Here is a 17,737-nt window from a genome sequence, read left to right as displayed (position 1 = left end):
CTTTTCTTCTTCAATTGTTTGCAATTGTTTTTTATAGTCCGCCTCAGATATTAACGACAATTGGAACGCTTTTTGGGCTGGGTTTGCATTTGCTTTTTTCATGATATCCCGGAACATCGTCGTTGTAATTTGACTACCACCTGGAACATAATGCTCGCTATCTGTTTTGTCATATCCTACCCAAACTGCACCTACTAAATCTGGTGTGTATCCTACAAACCACGAGTCCTTTGCCCCTACGCTCGGGCCATTTACAAGTTGAGTAGTCCCTGTCTTCCCTGCTGTATCAACATTAGTAACTTTTGCTTTTCCACCTGTTCCCTTTTCTACAACACCTTTTAATAAATACGTCATCTTTTGAGCAATTTTCTCACTCGTCACTCGTGTCTCTTTCTTATACCATTTCCCTATTATTTCCCCTTCAGCATTTTGAACTTCTCTAATTGCATGAGCCTCTACTTGAACCCCATCATTAGCAAATGTACTATATGCTTGGGCCATTACAAATGGTGATGTCCCTACATGCATCCCACCTAAAGCAATTGGATACGTACGGTCTTCTGGTACTAACGGAATACCAAATCGCTCTAAAGATTTCAATCCTTTATCTAATCCTATTTGTTCTAATAGCCACACAGCGGAAACATTATACGACTTTGCTACCGCTTCATACATTGTCACATTACCATGAAAGGCCTGATCACTATTTTTCGGTTCATATTCTTTAATATGAAATGGTTCATCTTTTAATATATCGTATACTTCATACCCTTGTTCTAAAGCGGGTACATATACAGCTAGAGGCTTTAATGTTGAACCTGGCTGTCTTTTTAATTGCGTAGCATGATTAAATTGTAAAAACTGATATGGTCCTCTACCTCCAACTAAAGCTGGAACACCGCCTGTTTTTGGATTTATAAGGACTACACCCGTTTGCATAAGTTGATCTGAGCCACTATCTTTGAAATAACTATCATTATTCACAACATCTTCTACAGCTTGTTGTTTTTTCGGATCAAGCTCTGTATAAATACGATAACCACCTGCTAAAATTTCATTTTGTGTTAATTCATACTTATCCATCGCTTCTCTAACTATATAGTCTACATATTGGGAGTATTTACCTTTGTATTTATCATCAACCCCACGTTTTAATACAAGGCCTGACTCTTTTTCTTTATTGTATTGCTCTTCAGAAATATATCCTTGTTCCTTCATTAAACTTAATACGACATTACGTCGTTCAATTGATTTATTAAAGTTTTTATAAGGAGAATACGCAGACGGCGCTTTAATTAAACCTGCAATCGTTGCAGCTTCTGAAATTGATAAATCTTTTACCTCTTTATCAAAATAAGATTTAGCTGCCCTCTTTATTCCCCAAGCACCTTCCCCAAAATAAATTTGATTCATATACATTTCAATAATTTCATCTTTTGTATAAGTACGTTCTATTTTTTTGGTTAAAAAGTATTCCTTTATTTTACGAGAAAATGTACGATCTTGTGTCAGAAATACATTCTTTGCAAGCTGTTGTGTAATTGTACTTCCCCCTGCTACAACTTCTCCTGCTGTAATATTTTTAAAAACTGCACTTATAATTCCACTATAATAAATACCATGATGGTTAAAAAAACCCTTATCTTCTACTGCAACAATTGCCTGAACCATAATATCAGGAATATCTTTTCTTTTAACACCTTCTGTTTTCGAAGAAGCTAATTTAGTTGCGACCTCATTATTTGCATCATAAATTAAAGTCGGTTGTGGAACAGCTTGTTTTAATTCAGATATGTCTTGAATGGATATTATTATATTTATAGCAATAAATAGAGTAATGAGTACACTTCCCAATACAATTAATGAATTACGAAGTTTCTTCCTCTTATTGAACCACTCAAGCATTTTTTTAAAATGAGTGTTCTTCAATTTCATTCGTTCACTTCCTTCATTTATTTACACTCTTCTTTTTAAAAGGAAGAATATACCGCCTTTTAAATTCACTATAATAACGTAGTCATTCCTATAGTGTAAAGCTTTTCTTTTACATTCATACTTTTTGCAAGAAAAGGACATTCTACAAGTAAGATATTCACTATTGGATATTAATATTATTAATAGAACAACGAGAGTTATGTTAAGTTTTTGTAAACTTTTCGATAAAATGTTTTAAAAAACGACAGTTTTTTGTTAGAATTGATTAGCCAATATATTTTACATATATTACTTTTGTGGGGGTAACAATAATGGTCTTTAAATCAAAAAAAGATAAATTTTCTGAAATGTTAATGAATGTTTCCGAAAATTTAAAAGAAGGCGCGCAGTTTTTCGTGGAGTATAAAATTAAAAATGCTAGCGATTTAAAAGAGTTTTCTATGCGCATGAAAGAGTATGAGTCAAAAGGTGACTCATTTATTCACGAAATCATTATGGAGCTAAACAAAGCGTTTATTACTCCAATTGAACGTGAGGACATCCTACAACTTGCAATGAGTATGGATGATGTATTAGACGGATTAGATCACAGTGCTGGTCTGTTCGAAATGTATTCTATTACAGAAGCTGATGAATACATGATTAAATTCGTGGAAGCAATTAATCAATGTGCGATTGAGATTGCAAACTCTGTTGAACTACTGTCTAAAAAGAAGTTAGTCGACATTCGTACGAACGCGATTAAGATTAAGGATTACGAATCACAATGCGATGATATTCGTCGTCATGCGATTAAGCACTTATTCTCTCGTGAAAAAGATCCGATTAAGATTATTCAATTTAAAGAGATTTACGAAGAGCTTGAAGAAGTAGCTGATAGCTGTCAAAGCGTTGCAAACGTATTAGAAACAATTATTATGAAGAACGCGTAAGGAGTTTGATCATGGATACACTCTTGATACTGACCGTTTTAGTAGTCATTTGCGCTTTAGCTTTTGACTTTATCAATGGATTTCACGATACAGCAAACGCTATTGCAACGGCTGTTTCAACGAAAGCTCTAAAGCCTAGACATGCAATTATTATGGCAGCTATTATGAACTTTTTAGGTGCAATGACATTTACAGGTGTAGCAAAAACGATTACAAAAGATATCGTTGACCCATTTGCTTTACAAAATGGTTCTCTTGTAATTTTAGCTGCTTTGCTTGCGGCGATAGCATGGAACTTAATTACTTGGTACTACGGTATCCCAAGTAGTTCTTCGCATGCAATTATTGGCTCAATCGCAGGTGCAGCCATTGCTGCTGCTGGTATTAGCTCATTAAACCTTAAAGGATTCATTAAAATTCTTGAAGCTTTAATCATTTCACCAATTATCGCTTTCGTTATTGGTTATATCGTTTACAGTATTTTTAAAGTGGTCTTTAAAAACTTTAACTTAACGAAAACGAATAAAAACTTCCGTATATTCCAGATTTTCACTGCAGCATTACAAGCCTATACACACGGTACGAATGATGCACAAAAAGCAATGGGAATCATTACGATGGCTCTTATGGCTAATAACTATCATACTTCTAGCGATATCCCGTTCTGGGTACAATTATCTTGTGCTATCGCAATGGGACTTGGTACTTCTGTCGGTGGATGGAAAATTATTAAAACTGTCGGTGGACAAATTATGAAAATTCGTCCTGTAAATGGTGTAGCTGCCGATTTATCATCATCACTTGTTATTTTCGGTGCAACATTCATTCACTTACCGGTTAGTACGACGCACGTTATCTCTTCTTCTATTTTAGGGGTTGGTGCTTCTCACCGTGTGAAGGGGGTAAAATGGGGAACTGCAAAACGTATGTTAATTACATGGGTTATTACACTTCCTATTTCAGCTTCTTTAGCTGCTCTGTTTTACTACCTATTACATTTTGTTTTCTAATCAAAAGTCGTCTTCCTTATTTTTCTAGGAAGACGACTTTTTTGTGAACAAGCCTATTTCTCATTAAAAAGCGTGTATAATAATTGGTGGATAAGTTATTTAGAGGAGTTGGCAATTTTGGAATACATCATGTTACTTTTCATCGGACTAATCGCCGGGACAGTCGGCAGCCTAGTTGGGCTTGGAGGCGGAATTATTATTGTTCCGTTATTAATTGGATTACACAGTTTATCACCACAACTTGCAGTAGGGACTTCTATGGTAACAGTCGTTTTCACAGGACTATCTTCTACCCTTACTTACATGAAGCATAAGCGAGTGGATTATAAAAGTGGACTTATTTTATTTATCGGAAGCGGTCCTGGTGGTATTATCGGATCATGGGCAAATAAATTTTTAAACCAAGACACATTTTCTTTATACTTTGGGATTTTCCTTATATTCGTCTCAATTCTACTTATGCTTCGAGACAAATTAAAACCTCTTTCCCTCTCAAATACGTCTGTAATTAAGCGTTCTTTTACAGATAATGATGGAAATGCTGTACACTACCAATTCCCACCGTTTCTTGCTATCTTTATCGCCTTTATAGTTGGGTTTATATCTGGGTTATTTGGAATTGGTGGCGGTGCCTTACTTGTTCCAGCAATGATGCTTCTTTTTGCATTCCCAGCACATATTGCAGTAGCAACTTCAATGTTCATCGTATTTCTATCAGCAATTGTAAGTTCTGCAACTCACATCTCACTTGGAAATGTCAGCTGGATTTATGCATTAATCCTTATTCCTGGTGCATGGATCGGCGGAAAAATCGGGGCTTACATTAATACAAAACTGAGTGGTAACGCCGTAATTAATTTATTACGTATTACGTTAATTATTCTTGGAACTAGATTAATCATTATTTCCCTTTTATAACGTATTCTTTTTAGAATGCGTTTTTCTTATACACATGAATATAAAAATCCTCCGAGGAGAACAAATAAAATTAAACAAGCACTTAATAACATATAATTTGAAATATGTACTTTCTTCAAGTTGACCACTCCTATAACTGCGACTGTTATCTTTATGATAGCGAAAAAATAGTTCACTTGCAGTTACAGAGTGCTAACAATGCAAAATCAATTATTACAAATTTTATCCTTATATTTCATTTCTTTGTATATTCTATCGATTTAATAAAAAAAGATGTCATATTGACATCTTTTTTAGTGAAGAAGTGACCATCCCATAAAGTCTTCATGTACTTGGCACGCCCTCTTATCGTTTCGATCATATAATTCAGCATAACTATCTGTTTCTTCATCATAAGCCATCGTATAAATAATTTGGCCGTCTACTTCAACGGATAAAACGACTCCACCTTTCATCTCTTCTACATGAATGATAGCATTCGCCGGAATTCTCATATCCGTCATTCTTATCGCATCTAACAATATACTAAACCCCCTACAGCGTATTCATTGCTAGTACTATTACACACTAAATAGTATACTACTGTAATAGCATACATTTCGTCAATGAAATTGCTGTTGAAATAGCATATTGTCTATATACATATACGCTAAAATAGAAGAAATAGAAACATATTAATGGGGGGCTAACATTGATTCTACACAAAGGAGATGTACTATTCCGTCAAGGCGAGGACGGTCCTTTATACTTTATAAAAACAGGCTTATTAAAAGTAGTTCGGCTAGAAGAAGACGGAACACCATTTTTATTCAACATTATCGTTCCAGGTGAAACGATACCTCATCATTCTTTAATTTCACCGAAAGAATATCACGGTACAGCTATCGCTTTAATAAAGACAGAAGTGGAACCGATCACTAGTAGTGAATGGTACGAGAGACTTCAAGCAAATCCCGAATCGTATGCCAACATCGCTATGCAATTGCAATCTAAATTAAGAATGATGCAACAACGAATTGATCAATTGACAACTGTCTCTCCGAAAGAACGTCTTCATCGTTTACAAGAATGGTTCACATTATATTTAGGTGACATTCCTATATATGAAATATTAACACAAACTGAAATTGGTCAACTGATAGGCATACGCCGTGAAACAGTTAACCGTTTATTACGAGAACAAATAAAAAACGAGGTAAAATAAATACCTCGTTTTTTTGTTTATTCTCATCTGTCTTATTGTAAGCTTGTTGCTGGGCCGAAAAATTCATAATGAATATGCTCTTGTTTCACACCTAAATCAGTTAGTGCAGCATTTATATGCTTCATAAATGCTACTGGACCACAGAAATAAAATTCTGCTTCAGTTGTCTGAATAATAGTTTTTAACCATTCGCTTTCAACGAAACCTTCTTTATCAAAGTTCTTCATTTCTAAATCTTTTTCAGTCGGTGCAGAATAACAAGTATATGCTTTAACTTGTTCATATTCATTTTCTACTGCCTTAACGTGTTCTTTCATTGCATGTGTATTACTATTTATTGCTGCATGAATAAAATATACATTACGTTTTGAATCTTGTTCAATTAACGTATTTAACATACTCATCATCGGTGTAATCCCTACGCCACCACTAATTAGTACAACTGGTAATGTTGAATCCATATTTAACACGAAATCTCCCGCTGGTGCACTTACTGGTAAAACATCTCCTTCTTTTACATGTTCATGTAAGTAATTAGACACTTTACCGTCTGGTGTATCTACACCTTTTTCTTTCTTTACACTAATACGATAATATTCTTTCCCAGGTGCATCGGATAAACTGTATTGACGATTATGTGTATATGTCTCACCTTCAATATTGATTTGAACCGTTACATATTGACCTGGGATGAATGAAGAAACTTTCCCTCCATCTTCAGGTTTCAAATAAAATGACGTAATAACATCGCTTTCCTTCACTTTTTTAACAATCACAAAGTTACGGAAGTCTTTCCATCCACCTTCTTTATGTGCAGCTTCTTCATACATCTCTGCTTCAATGCTAATAAATGCATCAGCAATGACACCATATGCTTCTCCCCATGCATTTAAAACTTCATCAGGTGCACCTGCGACCTCTTTAATGGCACGTAGTAAACATGTACCTACAATCGGATAATGCTCAGCTTTAATACCTAAACTTCTATGCTTATGACCAATTTGTTTTACAACTGGAATAATTGCTTCTAAATTATCAATGTACGTTGCAGCTGCATAAACAGCATTCGCTAACGCTTGTTGTTGTCTTCCCTTTTTCTGATTCGTATGGTTGAAAATATTCAATAACTCCGGATGTTCTGAAAATAAAATTTCATAAAATCTCGTTGTAATTTCAACGCCTTTTTCTTGTAATAATGGTACTGTTGACTTTACGATTTCAATTGTTTTTGCACTTAACATTGTATCCCACTCCTCTATTTCCTTAACTGTTTTTAGTTTAACTGAATCTTATAATGCAGATTGTGATTTTAATCACTATTAACACGTTGTTTTTGTGAATAATATATGAACATTGTACTTACAAAAGAAAATAAGCTAACTAGAATTCTAGCTAGCTTATTATTTTGTTTGTATAGCTTGTTCAATTACTTTTATATCTTTCCCCTCGCCAAACTCTGTATACCCCCAGATATTCGTTTCCCACCTATATTTATTTACGATAATATCCAAGTCATGATATACACGGTGGGCATACACTACATACTCAATATTTTGAAGTTCCACACCTTTTTTTACAATTTCATAGCTTCTATTTACATCGCGTTTTATTTTTTCATTCTTTATTTCCGTATGTATATTTTTTAAAGATGGTTCTTGTTGTTGAAACCATTGCTTAAATTGATTCCAATCCCCGTCTGTATAATTCTCTGCTTTACCGTAATTTAAGAAATTATTATAGCTTTCATGTGTCATTCGAATAAAATCTAGCACTTTTGTCTCTTCTTGCACATCTTCTACTTGAGCTATTGTATTTACCTCAGCAGGCTTATTCGCATAATGTAACAGCACTTTCATAAGACTATAACTCGCGATGATCATTACGATAATAATCCCGAATACACGTAGCAATTTCTTCATATACAGAACTCCTTCTCTACTAAAGATATTATAATGTATGGCTATACTTGTAACATTCTCTCGTAGAAATATACTTCCTGTATAAATTCTTCCTATCATTTCGACAATATTTTTCTATACATTTCTCGTTGGCAAATGTTCTTGTAAAACAATATATCCTTCATAAGCTGTGTAACCGAGTATAGCCATTAATCCGATATAACAAGCAAATACTGTCCATTTCGTTTTCGCATCCACTTTATAATAGTTTTCTTGTTGTTCTTTTTCTATTTTCCATTTATTTAATTTTCTTTCTGACGCTTCAAATGCTTCCCTTATGTGAATTGTATACTCATCTTTTTCATCTTCATATGGAACATAATCTAACGGTTCGAACTTCGGTAAAAGATACTCTAACACTTCCATTTTTTGAAGTTCACCTATTTGTAACTCTTTTTCCCGTTCTCTTTGTCTTAATGCATTCATCTCATGATGCATCATGTATATAGTCCGATGTACAGCACCCGTTTCTTTTAATTCCTCTTCAATCCTAGCAACATATTCTTTCATCCCATCAATTTTATGCCCTAATTCCTTAATCGGCTCATCTCTCTTTATCACTCTATATAATTCCATACAACCGATAATAACAATAAATCCTCCCAAAATACTTTTAAAGTAAATTGAATAGCCAAGTAATAAAATAAGGCCTGCTCCCCAAATTTTAGTGCTGACAACTGAAATAATTCGCCCACCATCTAGCGGCGAAACGGGAATTAAATTAAAGAAATTAATCATACTTCCAAGCAAAATAACAAGCGCCCAAAATGGTTCTTTCGTCATTATGTAAAGCGGTATCGCGGGTAAATATGACAGAAGCCCGAAAAGCGGACCCATATAGGCAATGTAAGCTTCATCTTTTGCATTTTTCGGCATCTCTTTCATTCCAATAAGAGCCCCCATAAATGGGATAAAGATTGCTGGCGATGTTGGAATCCCTTTTCTTTTCGCAGCCCATAAATGGCCCATTTCATGAACAAACAACAAATAAATGAGCGCCACCCCAAATTTCCAACCATATAGAACTGCGTATGCGCCAAGCGATAGAAACATACTAAATACCGTTGAAAACTTTGCTAATTTAAAAATTGCAAATACCCACTTTAACTTAGACAGTAAAAATAATCCTATGGCAACAATAATTCCCCATAATCCTTTTTTATTATTTTTCATCTCTCTCCTTTAACCCCCTGTAACGAGTCATACAAGCTCATCAAAAATTATTCTCCTCTTTATTATGACATATTTTTTTCTATTGTTAGAAATAATGTTTATTTAATCCATTTTTAGCCAAAAATATAAATAAAGGAGGTATATACGAATGAATTTACAATCTCTCATAATAAGTGTTTTATCATTTTTAGCTTCAACTCTTATTTTTTATACAGTGAGCTATGTATTATTATTAGATTGGTTGCCAAATCACTTACTTATCACTCTTATCATTCTTTCCGCTCTTATGATTTCATTTCTTATTACACGAAAATCAATGAATGAGCCATCTGCAAAAGCAAAATAATAGAGAGGGTGTTCTTCTCCCCTCTCTATTATCATTTCCTAGGAAAGGCTATATAGAATTTACAATTCAGTTACAGCCAATAAGGGCCTTACCCCAAAATTCAGTTGAAACAAAGAAGTTAAGTGAGAGTCAACGCCGAATTGGCAAAGACTATTAATCAATGAGAAATGAGCAGCCTCCGCCGATTAAATTCTCACTTTATCTTTGGAAATTCATTTTTTCACCATACTCTTTAACGATTTGAATTATATTTTGAAACACACCTATTTTTTCTTTTTCACTGTTTAATATTTTAAAATCATACTTTTCGTAATATGTTTCTAATGATTTTAATTGTGATTCTGAAGCGCCTTTTACCTGCACAGTAGCATGCAATTCATATTGCTTATACCCTTCCTTTACTTTTTCACCTAAAATCATTTCACTCTCTTTTGCTCCAATTAATTTTTGAACTTTTTCTGGGAAAGTGAGTTGCAAATAATATTCTTGTTCCTTCACTAACTTGTTGTATAGTGATTGTGAAATCGTATACCGTACCATATAATTCACGTTTTGATCGCCTGCTTTAATATGAAACGCGGTAATCTGCAAATCTTTTTTTGTTACCTCCGTTAAAGGACCTACCTGCATCTCTTCTTCTTTTTGTTCTGAAACATTTGGAAATATAGCCAAAAGCTTTTCCGTATCTTTTTCATTCAACATATACATAACTTTCTTATATTGCACCCATCCTCGTCTATCTTCTCCCCTTAACCATGCATAATAAGTTTCTTTTTTCCCCTCTCTACTAATTTGTATTTCATATTCAGGTTCACCGAAGCTTCCGGTTATTTCTTGTTTCTCAGCTTTATCCAAAATGTCTATTACTAACTTCGCTTCTGATTCCTGCAACTTTTTCTCTTTATGTTTTTTTTGTATAACGGTTACCCCTATTGTTTCTTTCACTTCATTCACCGTCTCTTCTACTTTTTTTGTTTCTTGTTTTTGCTCAGCTTGACCACAAGCTGCTAGTAACATAACAAATAACAACAATACATATTTCCCTTTCAAATTAATCCTCCTTTTACGATAAGAAATTCTTATAATCTTCATACATAAAACAAAAACGTGACATCCTATTAAATAAGTTATACTAATCATTGAAAGGAGGTCTTTATCATGTCCATTAATTTTCATGATGCAAATAATAAATACACATACGCAACAAGAAACGCTCATATTTCTTGGGCTGAAATGGTAAAAAACATTACAGACATACAAAACAAGCAAATAATTGATATTGGCTGCGGTGGCGGGATTTATACGAAAGAACTCGCTCTTATGGGAGCCAAAAATGTTGTGGGACTTGATTTTTCAAAAGAAATATTACAAGCTGCAAAAGAAAATTGCAACAATTTCCCAAATATTTCTTTCATCCACGGTGATGCACATAATATCCCATACCCTAACGAAACATTCGACATAGTTATTTCGCGCGCAGTTATTCATCATTTACAAGACATTCCTACATTTTTATGTGAAGCTTCTCGTATATTAAATAAAAACGGTGTACTTATTTTACAAGATCGAACGATTGAAGATTGTACAGTTCCAGGAAGTCCCGAACACATTCGTGGATATTTTTTCTCTATATTTCCAAAACTCATTGAAATAGAGTCAAAAAGACGTCCAAAAACCAACACGATACAGAAAGAATTACAAAAACATTCTCTTCACGTGCTTCCCACACAAACACAATGGGAAGTACGAAAAATACATGATTCTGTAGAAGCATTGCTACAAGATTTATCTCCTCGAACAGGTCGATCCATTCTATATGAGTTAACAGATGATGAACTTTCTCAACTTCTACAACATATACAGACCACATTACAAAACGTCTCTCCTATTATTGAAAGAGATCGATGGACAATTTGGAGCGCCATGAAGTTGTAAGGAAGGAAGCCTCACAAAATAATGTGAGGCTTCCTTTCTTTCATAATCTAATTTTGCAACACTCTTGATATCCTCCACTTCTGGCCTGTGCACTTCCACACTTCGGACATACTAAATATCTAGACTGATTTGTCAACAAACTACCTTTTTGAAAGAGTAAAACTTCTGCTTGTTTAAACGAACGCGAATAATATAACCACATAAAACCAATTATAGCAATAATGCCAAATAATACTCCCATCGCAAGCATTTCAGTCACCTCTTTTGGTTTGTTCTTTCCAGCAAGTGGATTGTTGTAATATTCTCTGTAAATTCAAATAATCCCTTCTTTACTCCTATAAATATCAACTTTCTCTATAAATTTTACAATTCTCCACAAATTTTTACTCCCATTTTACAATTCATTATTCCTTTTGCAACAACGAATATTACTTTCGATATTTCCGTATATAAATATATCTTTCAAAAAACATATTGACTTTCTAAAAAAAACATGCAACAATACTGTCAGAATACTTGAATAAAAATTCATTGACGAGAACGAGTACGTTATAGAACTGTTCCCCAGAGAGTTGGCGATTTGCTGAAAGCCAACGTTCAGTGCGTAACCGAAAATCATCTCCGAGAAGTAGAACCGAATGTTACAGTAAGTTCTTACCGGCCGTCCCCCGTTACAAGGAACACGTATCATGTTGTACGTTGCAAAGCCGTATACATATAGATTTATTTCTACATGTGTAAATTAGGGTGGTATCGCGGGTAAATATAACTCGTCCCTTTCTTTAGGGACGAGTTTTTTGTGTTCTTACAAATGAATTTAAAAAAGGAGGAAAAACAATGAACACTGTATCAAAAAAACATATTTTTTTCACGGGTCTTATGCTATTTTCTTTATTTTTTGGGGCAGGTAATTTAATTTTCCCTCCCATGCTTGGCCAAAACGCAGGTGAAAACTTTTGGCCCGCAATGATTGGATTTTTACTAACAGGAGTTGGCTTACCACTACTTACTGTTATCGCAATTTCTCTATCAGGAAATGGAATGCAGCAACTTACAAGTCATGTTCATCCATTATTCGGAATTTTCTTTACGGTAGTTGTATACATTGCCATCGGTCCATCCATGGGCATCCCACGTGTTGCAAATGTTGCTTATGAAATGGGTGTTAATTCTTTCTTACCAGAAACAATCCGCTCTAGCAGCCTAGTGCTATTTGTATATACAATCATATTCTTTACTATCGTATTTTGGCTGAGTTTAAATCCATCTAAACTTGTCGATCGTATTGGAAATATATTAACACCTATTTTATTACTCTCAATTTTCTTATTGTTTGTTAAAATTGTCTTTACACCACTTGGACAATCAGGACCAGCTATGCAAGAGTATCAAACTTCTCCAATCTTCAAAGGCTTTATGGAAGGGTACTTAACAATGGACACCATTTCAGCACTTGCATTTGGAATTATCGTTGTAAATGCAATTCGCTCTAAAGGTGTGAATGATCGTAAGTCCATTGCCATCGCCACAGCAAAAGCAGGGCTTATTGCCGCTACAGGACTCGTACTTGTATATGGTGCACTCGGCTGGCTTGGGACAACTAGTGTCTCTCTCGGATATGCAAAAAATGGTGGACAGCTACTTACTGTTATCGTACAACAATTATTCGGCCCATACGGTTTGCTCCTATTATCTCTTATCGTTACACTCGCTTGTTTAACGACATGCGTTGGACTCGTATCTGCGTGCAGCCAATATTTTTCAACATTATTGACTACATTTTCATACAAAACGTTCGCGAGTATCATTTGCGCATTAGGATTATTAGTTGCCAACTTAGGTTTAACAAAAATTATCGCAATCTCTGTTCCAATTCTACTTGTTGTATATCCAATTGCGATTGTACTCGTACTACTATCGTTACTTCATAAATACTTCGGTGGATATCGCTCTGTTTATGTAGGTGCTTTAATCGGAGCAGCAGTTGTGAGCGTATTTGATGGATTAAAACAAGGCGGTATTCCAGTCTCGTTTATCACGTCCAACTTTGAATTTATTCCTTTATATAATGAAGGAATAGGCTGGCTATTACCAGCATTAGCCGGAGCACTTATCGGATTTACTATCGCTAAACTAAGCGGTGCTAAAAAAGTTCCCTTAATAACCGACGCAAAAGCATCCTAAAAAAACTCCCGAAAGGGAGTTTTTTTACATTTGATAAGCAGTATGATTAAAACTACTTATTTTATACGCTTTCGTATAATATTCAATATTCGTATCAACTGTTTCTACCTTAACAACATCATAGCAGTCTTCTTGCTTTACTAAAAATAAATAGTATTCCTCTGTTGCCTCAATAATCGCAATTTTATCTGTTTCAACATTATATTGTTCACAAAGCGCTTGTAATGCGTTCACATAATCCCCTAATTTTTTAGACTTATCCATTCCGAATATAGTTTGAACTAACATATACATTCTCCCCTTTGTATGTACTGTTAACAACTTAATGATAACGCTTACATTTATTAGCGTCAATAAAAAGATTTGATGCAAACTAATAATCAATGGGGATAGTCCCCCACTGATTAAAGTTGCACTTTATCATTTCGTTAATTGATGTCTAAATGCATAAATAACCGCCTGTGTCCGGTCACTTACATTTAGTTTATTTAATATATTACTCACATGTGTCTTTACTGTTTTGAGGGCAATAAACAATTCATCTGCAATCTCTTGATTACTTTTCCCCTCTGCAATTAATAACAAAATTTCAGACTCTCTTTCTGTTAACTCCTCATGCAAAGGTTGCTCTTTCTTTTGACGCATACGGGACATCATTTTCCCGGTAACTTTCGGCTCTAATACCGTTTCCCCATCATAAGTAGCTCGTACAGCGTCCGCTATATCACTTGCTCTTGATGTTTTTAATAAATAACTAGTCGCCCCAGCCTCAATAACAGGATACAATTTTTCGTCATCTAAAAAGCTTGTTACAACTACAATTTTTGCTTCTGGCCATTCTTGAATAATAGCACGTGTTGCTTCGACACCATCCATCTCATCCATAACAAGGTCCATTAAAATAATATCCGGTCTTAATTGCAGTGCTAATTCTGATCCTTTTTTTCCATTTTCAGCTTCCCCGACCACTTCAATATCTGGTTGTGTAGATAAATATGCCGATACACCCATACGAACCATTTCATGATCATCGACAAGCAATACTTTTATCATACTTCTCCCCCTCTCTCAAGCATAATCGGTACTTTCACTTCTATTTGTGTACCTTTGGCCGGGAAACTCAGTACCTTGAGTGTCCCACCAATTTCATGAACACGCTCTTGCATCGATCTTAAGCCATAGGAACCGGCTTTATTAACGCCTACTTCAAACCCAACACCGTCATCAATGATTTTTAAAATCGCATATTGATCAATTTTTCGAAGGCGCACTTCTGTTTTCTTTGCCTTCGCGTGTCGCAACGTATTTGATAGCGCTTCTTGCACAATACGGAATAAATGATCTTCTACACCTTTTTTTAATTCTATTGGCTCAATAAGCCATTCAATTTTCATATGTTGTTTTCGCGATAATTCCGTTAATAATTCCTCTATACCTTCTGTCAGTTTCTTACCTTCCAATTGTACAGGACGTAAATGAAGGAGCAATGCTCTCATTTCTGATTGAGCATTTACAACCATATTTTCAACAAGTTGTAATTGTTTTTTTGTCACATCTGGAAATTCAGTTATTTGTTCATTAATCGCTGACATCATCATCGACATTGCGAAAAGCTGCTGACTTACTGAATCATGCAACTCCCTTGCTAAGCGATGCCTTTCTTGAGAAATCGCTTCTTGTCTCATCTCTTCATTCCAATGAGCTCGTTCATTCGTTACTTTTTGAAAGAGTCCAGCTTGCTCCTCTAATCGACGAGCCAGAACGATTACTTTTCGCTCCACTTCATGAAATTCATCATCCGCAGTAAACGAAACATCACTCGGAAAATTCCCTCGCTCTACTTCAAATAGAAAAGTATTTAATCCTTGTATACGCTGCTCTATATAGTAACCGATTGCATATCCTACAATTCCCCCGATAAGTAAACTTGTAGTCATAATAAACAAGCCAATTGGAACAGAAGCGATGGATTCCTTCCATAATAAATCATACACTTGTTGCTCGCTTTTCCATACATATACAATTGTACAAATGAGTGCGATACTAACAGAGGACAACATAGAATAACGAATATACATCCACGAAATATTTTTTTGTTTCTTCATTATACTTTCCTCACTTCCGTGTCGCCTACGACAAGCGAAGAAATAATTTTAATACGACGAGGAGCCTCTTTATACTGCTCTGTTCTAAATGTAACATTGCGGTTAAACCCTGTCTCTTCATGACCTGGCAAGAGCACACGGCCGACAATAACAGAGTGATTTAAAGAAAGTTCAATATCATATGGCACATATAAACGAATATTACCAACGACACCTCGAATAACAATTACTGTTTCTCCTTCTGGAATCATAGCAGTTGTTAAATCTATTTCCACATCACAAGCACCATATTGAACATTAATATCCTCAAGTTCATAAATATGATCCATCATTCGTACATTGCCTACAAACATATTTTTCAAATATGGTTCTGTACGATATATTTGCTTCTCTTCGTCTATAATCCCTTTTTCTTTAATTTCAACCTTCATTGCTTTTTGCTGATGTCCTTGTTGAATCAATTGATAACCAATTAAAGCTAAACAAGCAAATACGACAAGAACAAATGCTGCTGATGAAAATAAGAAAAATAAAAATACGATACCACCAACAAATAAAAATACATTCCCCCGTACATAACGATTCTTTTTACGATAATGCCTTCCAAACATAAGCATAATAAATGCAAAAATGAGACCACCTGGTTCAAAATGTCCAAGTATCATATCAAGAAAAAGACCGAACCCAAATATGATGAGGAGCATCCCCATTAATTGTGTCTTTGAAAAATGTTTCTTCACTTCAGCTCCCCCCCTTCTTGTCACATATACATAGAAGAAAAGGCATTGCTTTCCAACACCTTTTCTCCTATCACTATATCATAAGCCTGTTTTATAATATACTACTATTATTTTGTTAACTCTTTCGTTAACGATACATCATTCTTTTCTTTCATTTCACGCTCAAGTTTTGCAATTTTCATATCAAATGTGTCACGCTCATGCCCTTCATTCATACGAGTTTCTAAGTCACGAATGTGATCTTCAATTTCTTCAAATCGTAAGAACGGATTATTTTCATCCATTTTATGCATCGCAGTATTCATCCGACGATTTGCATGTGCCATATTTTCACGTGCCATTAGTTCCATACGCTTTGCGTGCATTTCTTTTAATTTATTTTTCATTTCAGAAAGACGACGCTCTAACTCATCAATTTGCTCTACAACACCTGCATACATTTCTTCTAATCGAGTTACTTGCCCTTCATAATAAGCTACCTCTTCTAACGCACGTTCGTGCAATTGTAATTCGCCTGCTTCTTGAGCAACGATAGCTTGCTTTGATCTTTTATTAACGAAATAACGTGCTTGCTCAAGCTCACGAGCGAAGTTAGATTTTAATGTTTTATGACGCTCAATTAACTTCTCAATTTTTGTTATTTCACGCTCACTATCACGTAAATATTGGTTTAACATCGCAATTGGATTTTTTCTTTCCTTCTCATCTAACACGTTATGAAAATCAGCTAAAATTGCATCGCGTACACGTCCGAATAAAGATTGTTTCATTATAAATCTTCCTCTCTTCTACTTTAATTATAATTTGATTTATTGTTTTAGTTTTTCATTAATTTGTTCCACTCATCTTCAAAGTTGCTATATGGTTTAGAACTTTCTGGAGCAGATTCAACAACTACATCTTTTTCTTTTTTCCACTCACGGTATCCGTAGTATAAAACCACTAAAGCAGCGATACCGATTAATGCTGGTGAATGAGAAAGTGCAATGGATAAACCGATTAAACCAACAATACCCCAAGCTAACTTTCCAAAAAATGATTTAGCTCGCACAAATGATTTATAGCTCCAATATACAACTCCTGCTCCGATTGCGAATCCTACAATACCAGCAAGACTACCAAGAGCAATTAAAGCCAAAATACCGGCTGCGATAAACGCTAGAAATTGTTTCATCTTGTGCTTGCCTCCCTTCGATTTGATACTCTTATCTTAACTATTTTTTCATCTTTCCATAACGAGCTTAAGAACCGTTTTTAACTCAGACTTAAGACCGAGTCATATTCAGCCCTTTACGCA

Annotated in this window: 20 protein-coding genes and 1 other annotated feature; of the genes, 7 read left to right on the top strand and 13 right to left on the bottom strand. The window is 34.9% G+C overall.

Features of this window, described 5'->3' with window-relative positions:
* A partial coding sequence (locus MR167_RS12475) for a transglycosylase domain-containing protein (RefSeq protein WP_242314757.1) occupies positions 1-1,935 on the bottom strand: 1,935 nt, incomplete at its 3' end.
* Between the two features lie 311 nt (positions 1,936-2,246).
* Between MR167_RS12475 and MR167_RS12470 the strand changes: the two genes are divergently transcribed.
* The 3 genes from MR167_RS12470 to MR167_RS12460 all read left to right on the top strand — a co-directional run bounded on the left by MR167_RS12470 (position 2,247) and on the right by MR167_RS12460 (position 4,795).
* Positions 2,247-2,867: a DUF47 domain-containing protein gene (locus MR167_RS12470; RefSeq protein ID WP_000231445.1), complete on the top strand. Its 621-nt coding sequence runs from the start codon at positions 2,247-2,249 to the stop codon at positions 2,865-2,867.
* Positions 2,868-2,878: 11 nt separating this feature from the next.
* Positions 2,879-3,877 carry an inorganic phosphate transporter gene (locus MR167_RS12465; protein ID WP_000380276.1) on the top strand — a complete coding sequence of 333 codons (999 nt, stop codon included), beginning with the start codon at positions 2,879-2,881 and terminating at the stop codon, positions 3,875-3,877.
* Between the two features lie 117 nt (positions 3,878-3,994).
* Positions 3,995-4,795 carry a sulfite exporter TauE/SafE family protein gene (locus MR167_RS12460; RefSeq protein ID WP_000455760.1) on the top strand — a complete coding sequence of 267 codons (801 nt, stop codon included), beginning with the start codon at positions 3,995-3,997 and terminating at the stop codon, positions 4,793-4,795.
* A 293-nt stretch (positions 4,796-5,088) separates the two neighbouring features.
* Here MR167_RS12460 and MR167_RS12455 read toward each other — a convergent pair whose 3' ends face one another.
* Positions 5,089-5,316, bottom strand: a complete 228-nt coding sequence (locus MR167_RS12455; protein ID WP_000882911.1) for a hypothetical protein — start codon at positions 5,314-5,316, stop codon at positions 5,089-5,091.
* Between the two features lie 170 nt (positions 5,317-5,486).
* On the opposite strand from MR167_RS12455, the gene MR167_RS12450 reads away from it, so the two are divergent.
* Positions 5,487-5,999, top strand: coding sequence for a Crp/Fnr family transcriptional regulator (locus MR167_RS12450; RefSeq protein WP_000600585.1), 513 nt, complete (start codon positions 5,487-5,489; stop codon positions 5,997-5,999).
* A 32-nt stretch (positions 6,000-6,031) separates the two neighbouring features.
* Here MR167_RS12450 and hmpA read toward each other — a convergent pair whose 3' ends face one another.
* The 3 genes from hmpA to MR167_RS12435 form a co-directional block, all read right to left on the bottom strand.
* Positions 6,032-7,240: an NO-inducible flavohemoprotein gene (gene hmpA, locus MR167_RS12445; RefSeq protein ID WP_000947319.1), complete on the bottom strand. Its 1,209-nt coding sequence runs from the start codon at positions 7,238-7,240 to the stop codon at positions 6,032-6,034.
* A 159-nt stretch (positions 7,241-7,399) separates the two neighbouring features.
* On the bottom strand, positions 7,400-7,918 hold the full coding sequence (locus MR167_RS12440) for a hypothetical protein (RefSeq protein ID WP_242314755.1): 519 nt from the start codon (positions 7,916-7,918) through the stop codon (positions 7,400-7,402).
* A 114-nt stretch (positions 7,919-8,032) separates the two neighbouring features.
* Positions 8,033-9,130: a site-2 protease family protein gene (locus tag MR167_RS12435; RefSeq protein WP_000794496.1), complete on the bottom strand. Its 1,098-nt coding sequence runs from the start codon at positions 9,128-9,130 to the stop codon at positions 8,033-8,035.
* Positions 9,131-9,278: 148 nt separating this feature from the next.
* Here MR167_RS12435 and MR167_RS12430 point away from each other — a divergent pair, with 148 nt between their 5' ends.
* On the top strand, positions 9,279-9,476 hold the full coding sequence (locus MR167_RS12430) for a hypothetical protein (protein WP_001053359.1): 198 nt from the start codon (positions 9,279-9,281) through the stop codon (positions 9,474-9,476).
* A gap of 198 nt (positions 9,477-9,674) precedes the next feature.
* On the opposite strand, the gene MR167_RS12425 is transcribed toward MR167_RS12430, so the two are convergent.
* On the bottom strand, positions 9,675-10,526 hold the full coding sequence (locus MR167_RS12425; RefSeq protein WP_242314753.1) for a YhfM domain-containing protein: 852 nt from the start codon (positions 10,524-10,526) through the stop codon (positions 9,675-9,677).
* Positions 10,527-10,634: 108 nt separating this feature from the next.
* On the opposite strand from MR167_RS12425, the gene MR167_RS12420 reads away from it, so the two are divergent.
* A complete protein-coding gene (locus tag MR167_RS12420) occupies positions 10,635-11,411 on the top strand; it encodes a class I SAM-dependent methyltransferase (RefSeq protein WP_000026263.1) in 777 nt (258 codons plus the stop codon).
* 40 nt (positions 11,412-11,451) lie between these two features.
* Here the strand turns inward: MR167_RS12420 and MR167_RS12415 are convergent, their stop codons facing one another.
* Complete coding sequence (locus MR167_RS12415; protein ID WP_000880630.1) at positions 11,452-11,661, bottom strand: hypothetical protein; 210 nt, start codon at positions 11,659-11,661, stop codon at positions 11,452-11,454.
* 272 nt (positions 11,662-11,933) lie between these two features.
* Positions 11,934-12,192: a binding site (T-box leader), on the top strand.
* Positions 12,193-12,248: 56 nt separating this feature from the next.
* Here MR167_RS12415 and brnQ3 point away from each other — a divergent pair.
* Entirely contained in the window at positions 12,249-13,595 is a 1,347-nt protein-coding gene (gene brnQ3 / locus MR167_RS12410; RefSeq protein WP_242314751.1) for a branched-chain amino acid transport system II carrier protein BrnQ3, read from the top strand.
* Between the two features lie 24 nt (positions 13,596-13,619).
* Here the strand turns inward: brnQ3 and MR167_RS12405 are convergent, their stop codons facing one another.
* The 6 genes from MR167_RS12405 to MR167_RS12380 all read right to left on the bottom strand — a co-directional run bounded on the left by MR167_RS12405 (position 13,620) and on the right by MR167_RS12380 (position 17,614).
* A complete protein-coding gene (locus MR167_RS12405; RefSeq protein WP_118961699.1) occupies positions 13,620-13,958 on the bottom strand; it encodes a DUF3922 domain-containing protein in 339 nt (112 codons plus the stop codon).
* 57 nt (positions 13,959-14,015) lie between these two features.
* The gene (locus tag MR167_RS12400) at positions 14,016-14,648 is read right to left on the bottom strand and encodes a response regulator (protein WP_000598702.1); all 633 of its coding nucleotides are present in this window, start codon (positions 14,646-14,648) and stop codon (positions 14,016-14,018) included.
* On the bottom strand, positions 14,645-15,700 hold the full coding sequence (locus tag MR167_RS12395) for a sensor histidine kinase (protein WP_000744327.1): 1,056 nt from the start codon (positions 15,698-15,700) through the stop codon (positions 14,645-14,647). The genes MR167_RS12400 and MR167_RS12395 overlap by 4 nt, the downstream gene beginning before the upstream one ends.
* Entirely contained in the window at positions 15,700-16,440 is a 741-nt protein-coding gene (liaF, locus tag MR167_RS12390) for a cell wall-active antibiotics response protein LiaF (RefSeq protein ID WP_000716094.1), read from the bottom strand. The genes MR167_RS12395 and liaF overlap by 1 nt, the downstream gene beginning before the upstream one ends.
* Positions 16,441-16,547: 107 nt before the next feature.
* Positions 16,548-17,210 (bottom strand): PspA/IM30 family protein, encoded by a 663-nt coding sequence (locus tag MR167_RS12385; protein ID WP_000814131.1) that lies wholly within the window; start codon positions 17,208-17,210, stop codon positions 16,548-16,550.
* A gap of 47 nt (positions 17,211-17,257) precedes the next feature.
* Positions 17,258-17,614: a lmo0954 family membrane protein gene (locus tag MR167_RS12380; RefSeq protein WP_000808640.1), complete on the bottom strand. Its 357-nt coding sequence runs from the start codon at positions 17,612-17,614 to the stop codon at positions 17,258-17,260.
* Between the last annotated feature and the right edge of the window lie 123 nt (positions 17,615-17,737).

It is taken from the genome of Bacillus cereus group sp. BfR-BA-01355 (assembly GCF_022663675.1).
Classification (GTDB): Bacteria; Bacillota; Bacilli; order Bacillales; family Bacillaceae_G; genus Bacillus_A; species Bacillus_A thuringiensis_S.
This window is presented reverse-complemented; position numbering and strand designations above follow the sequence as displayed.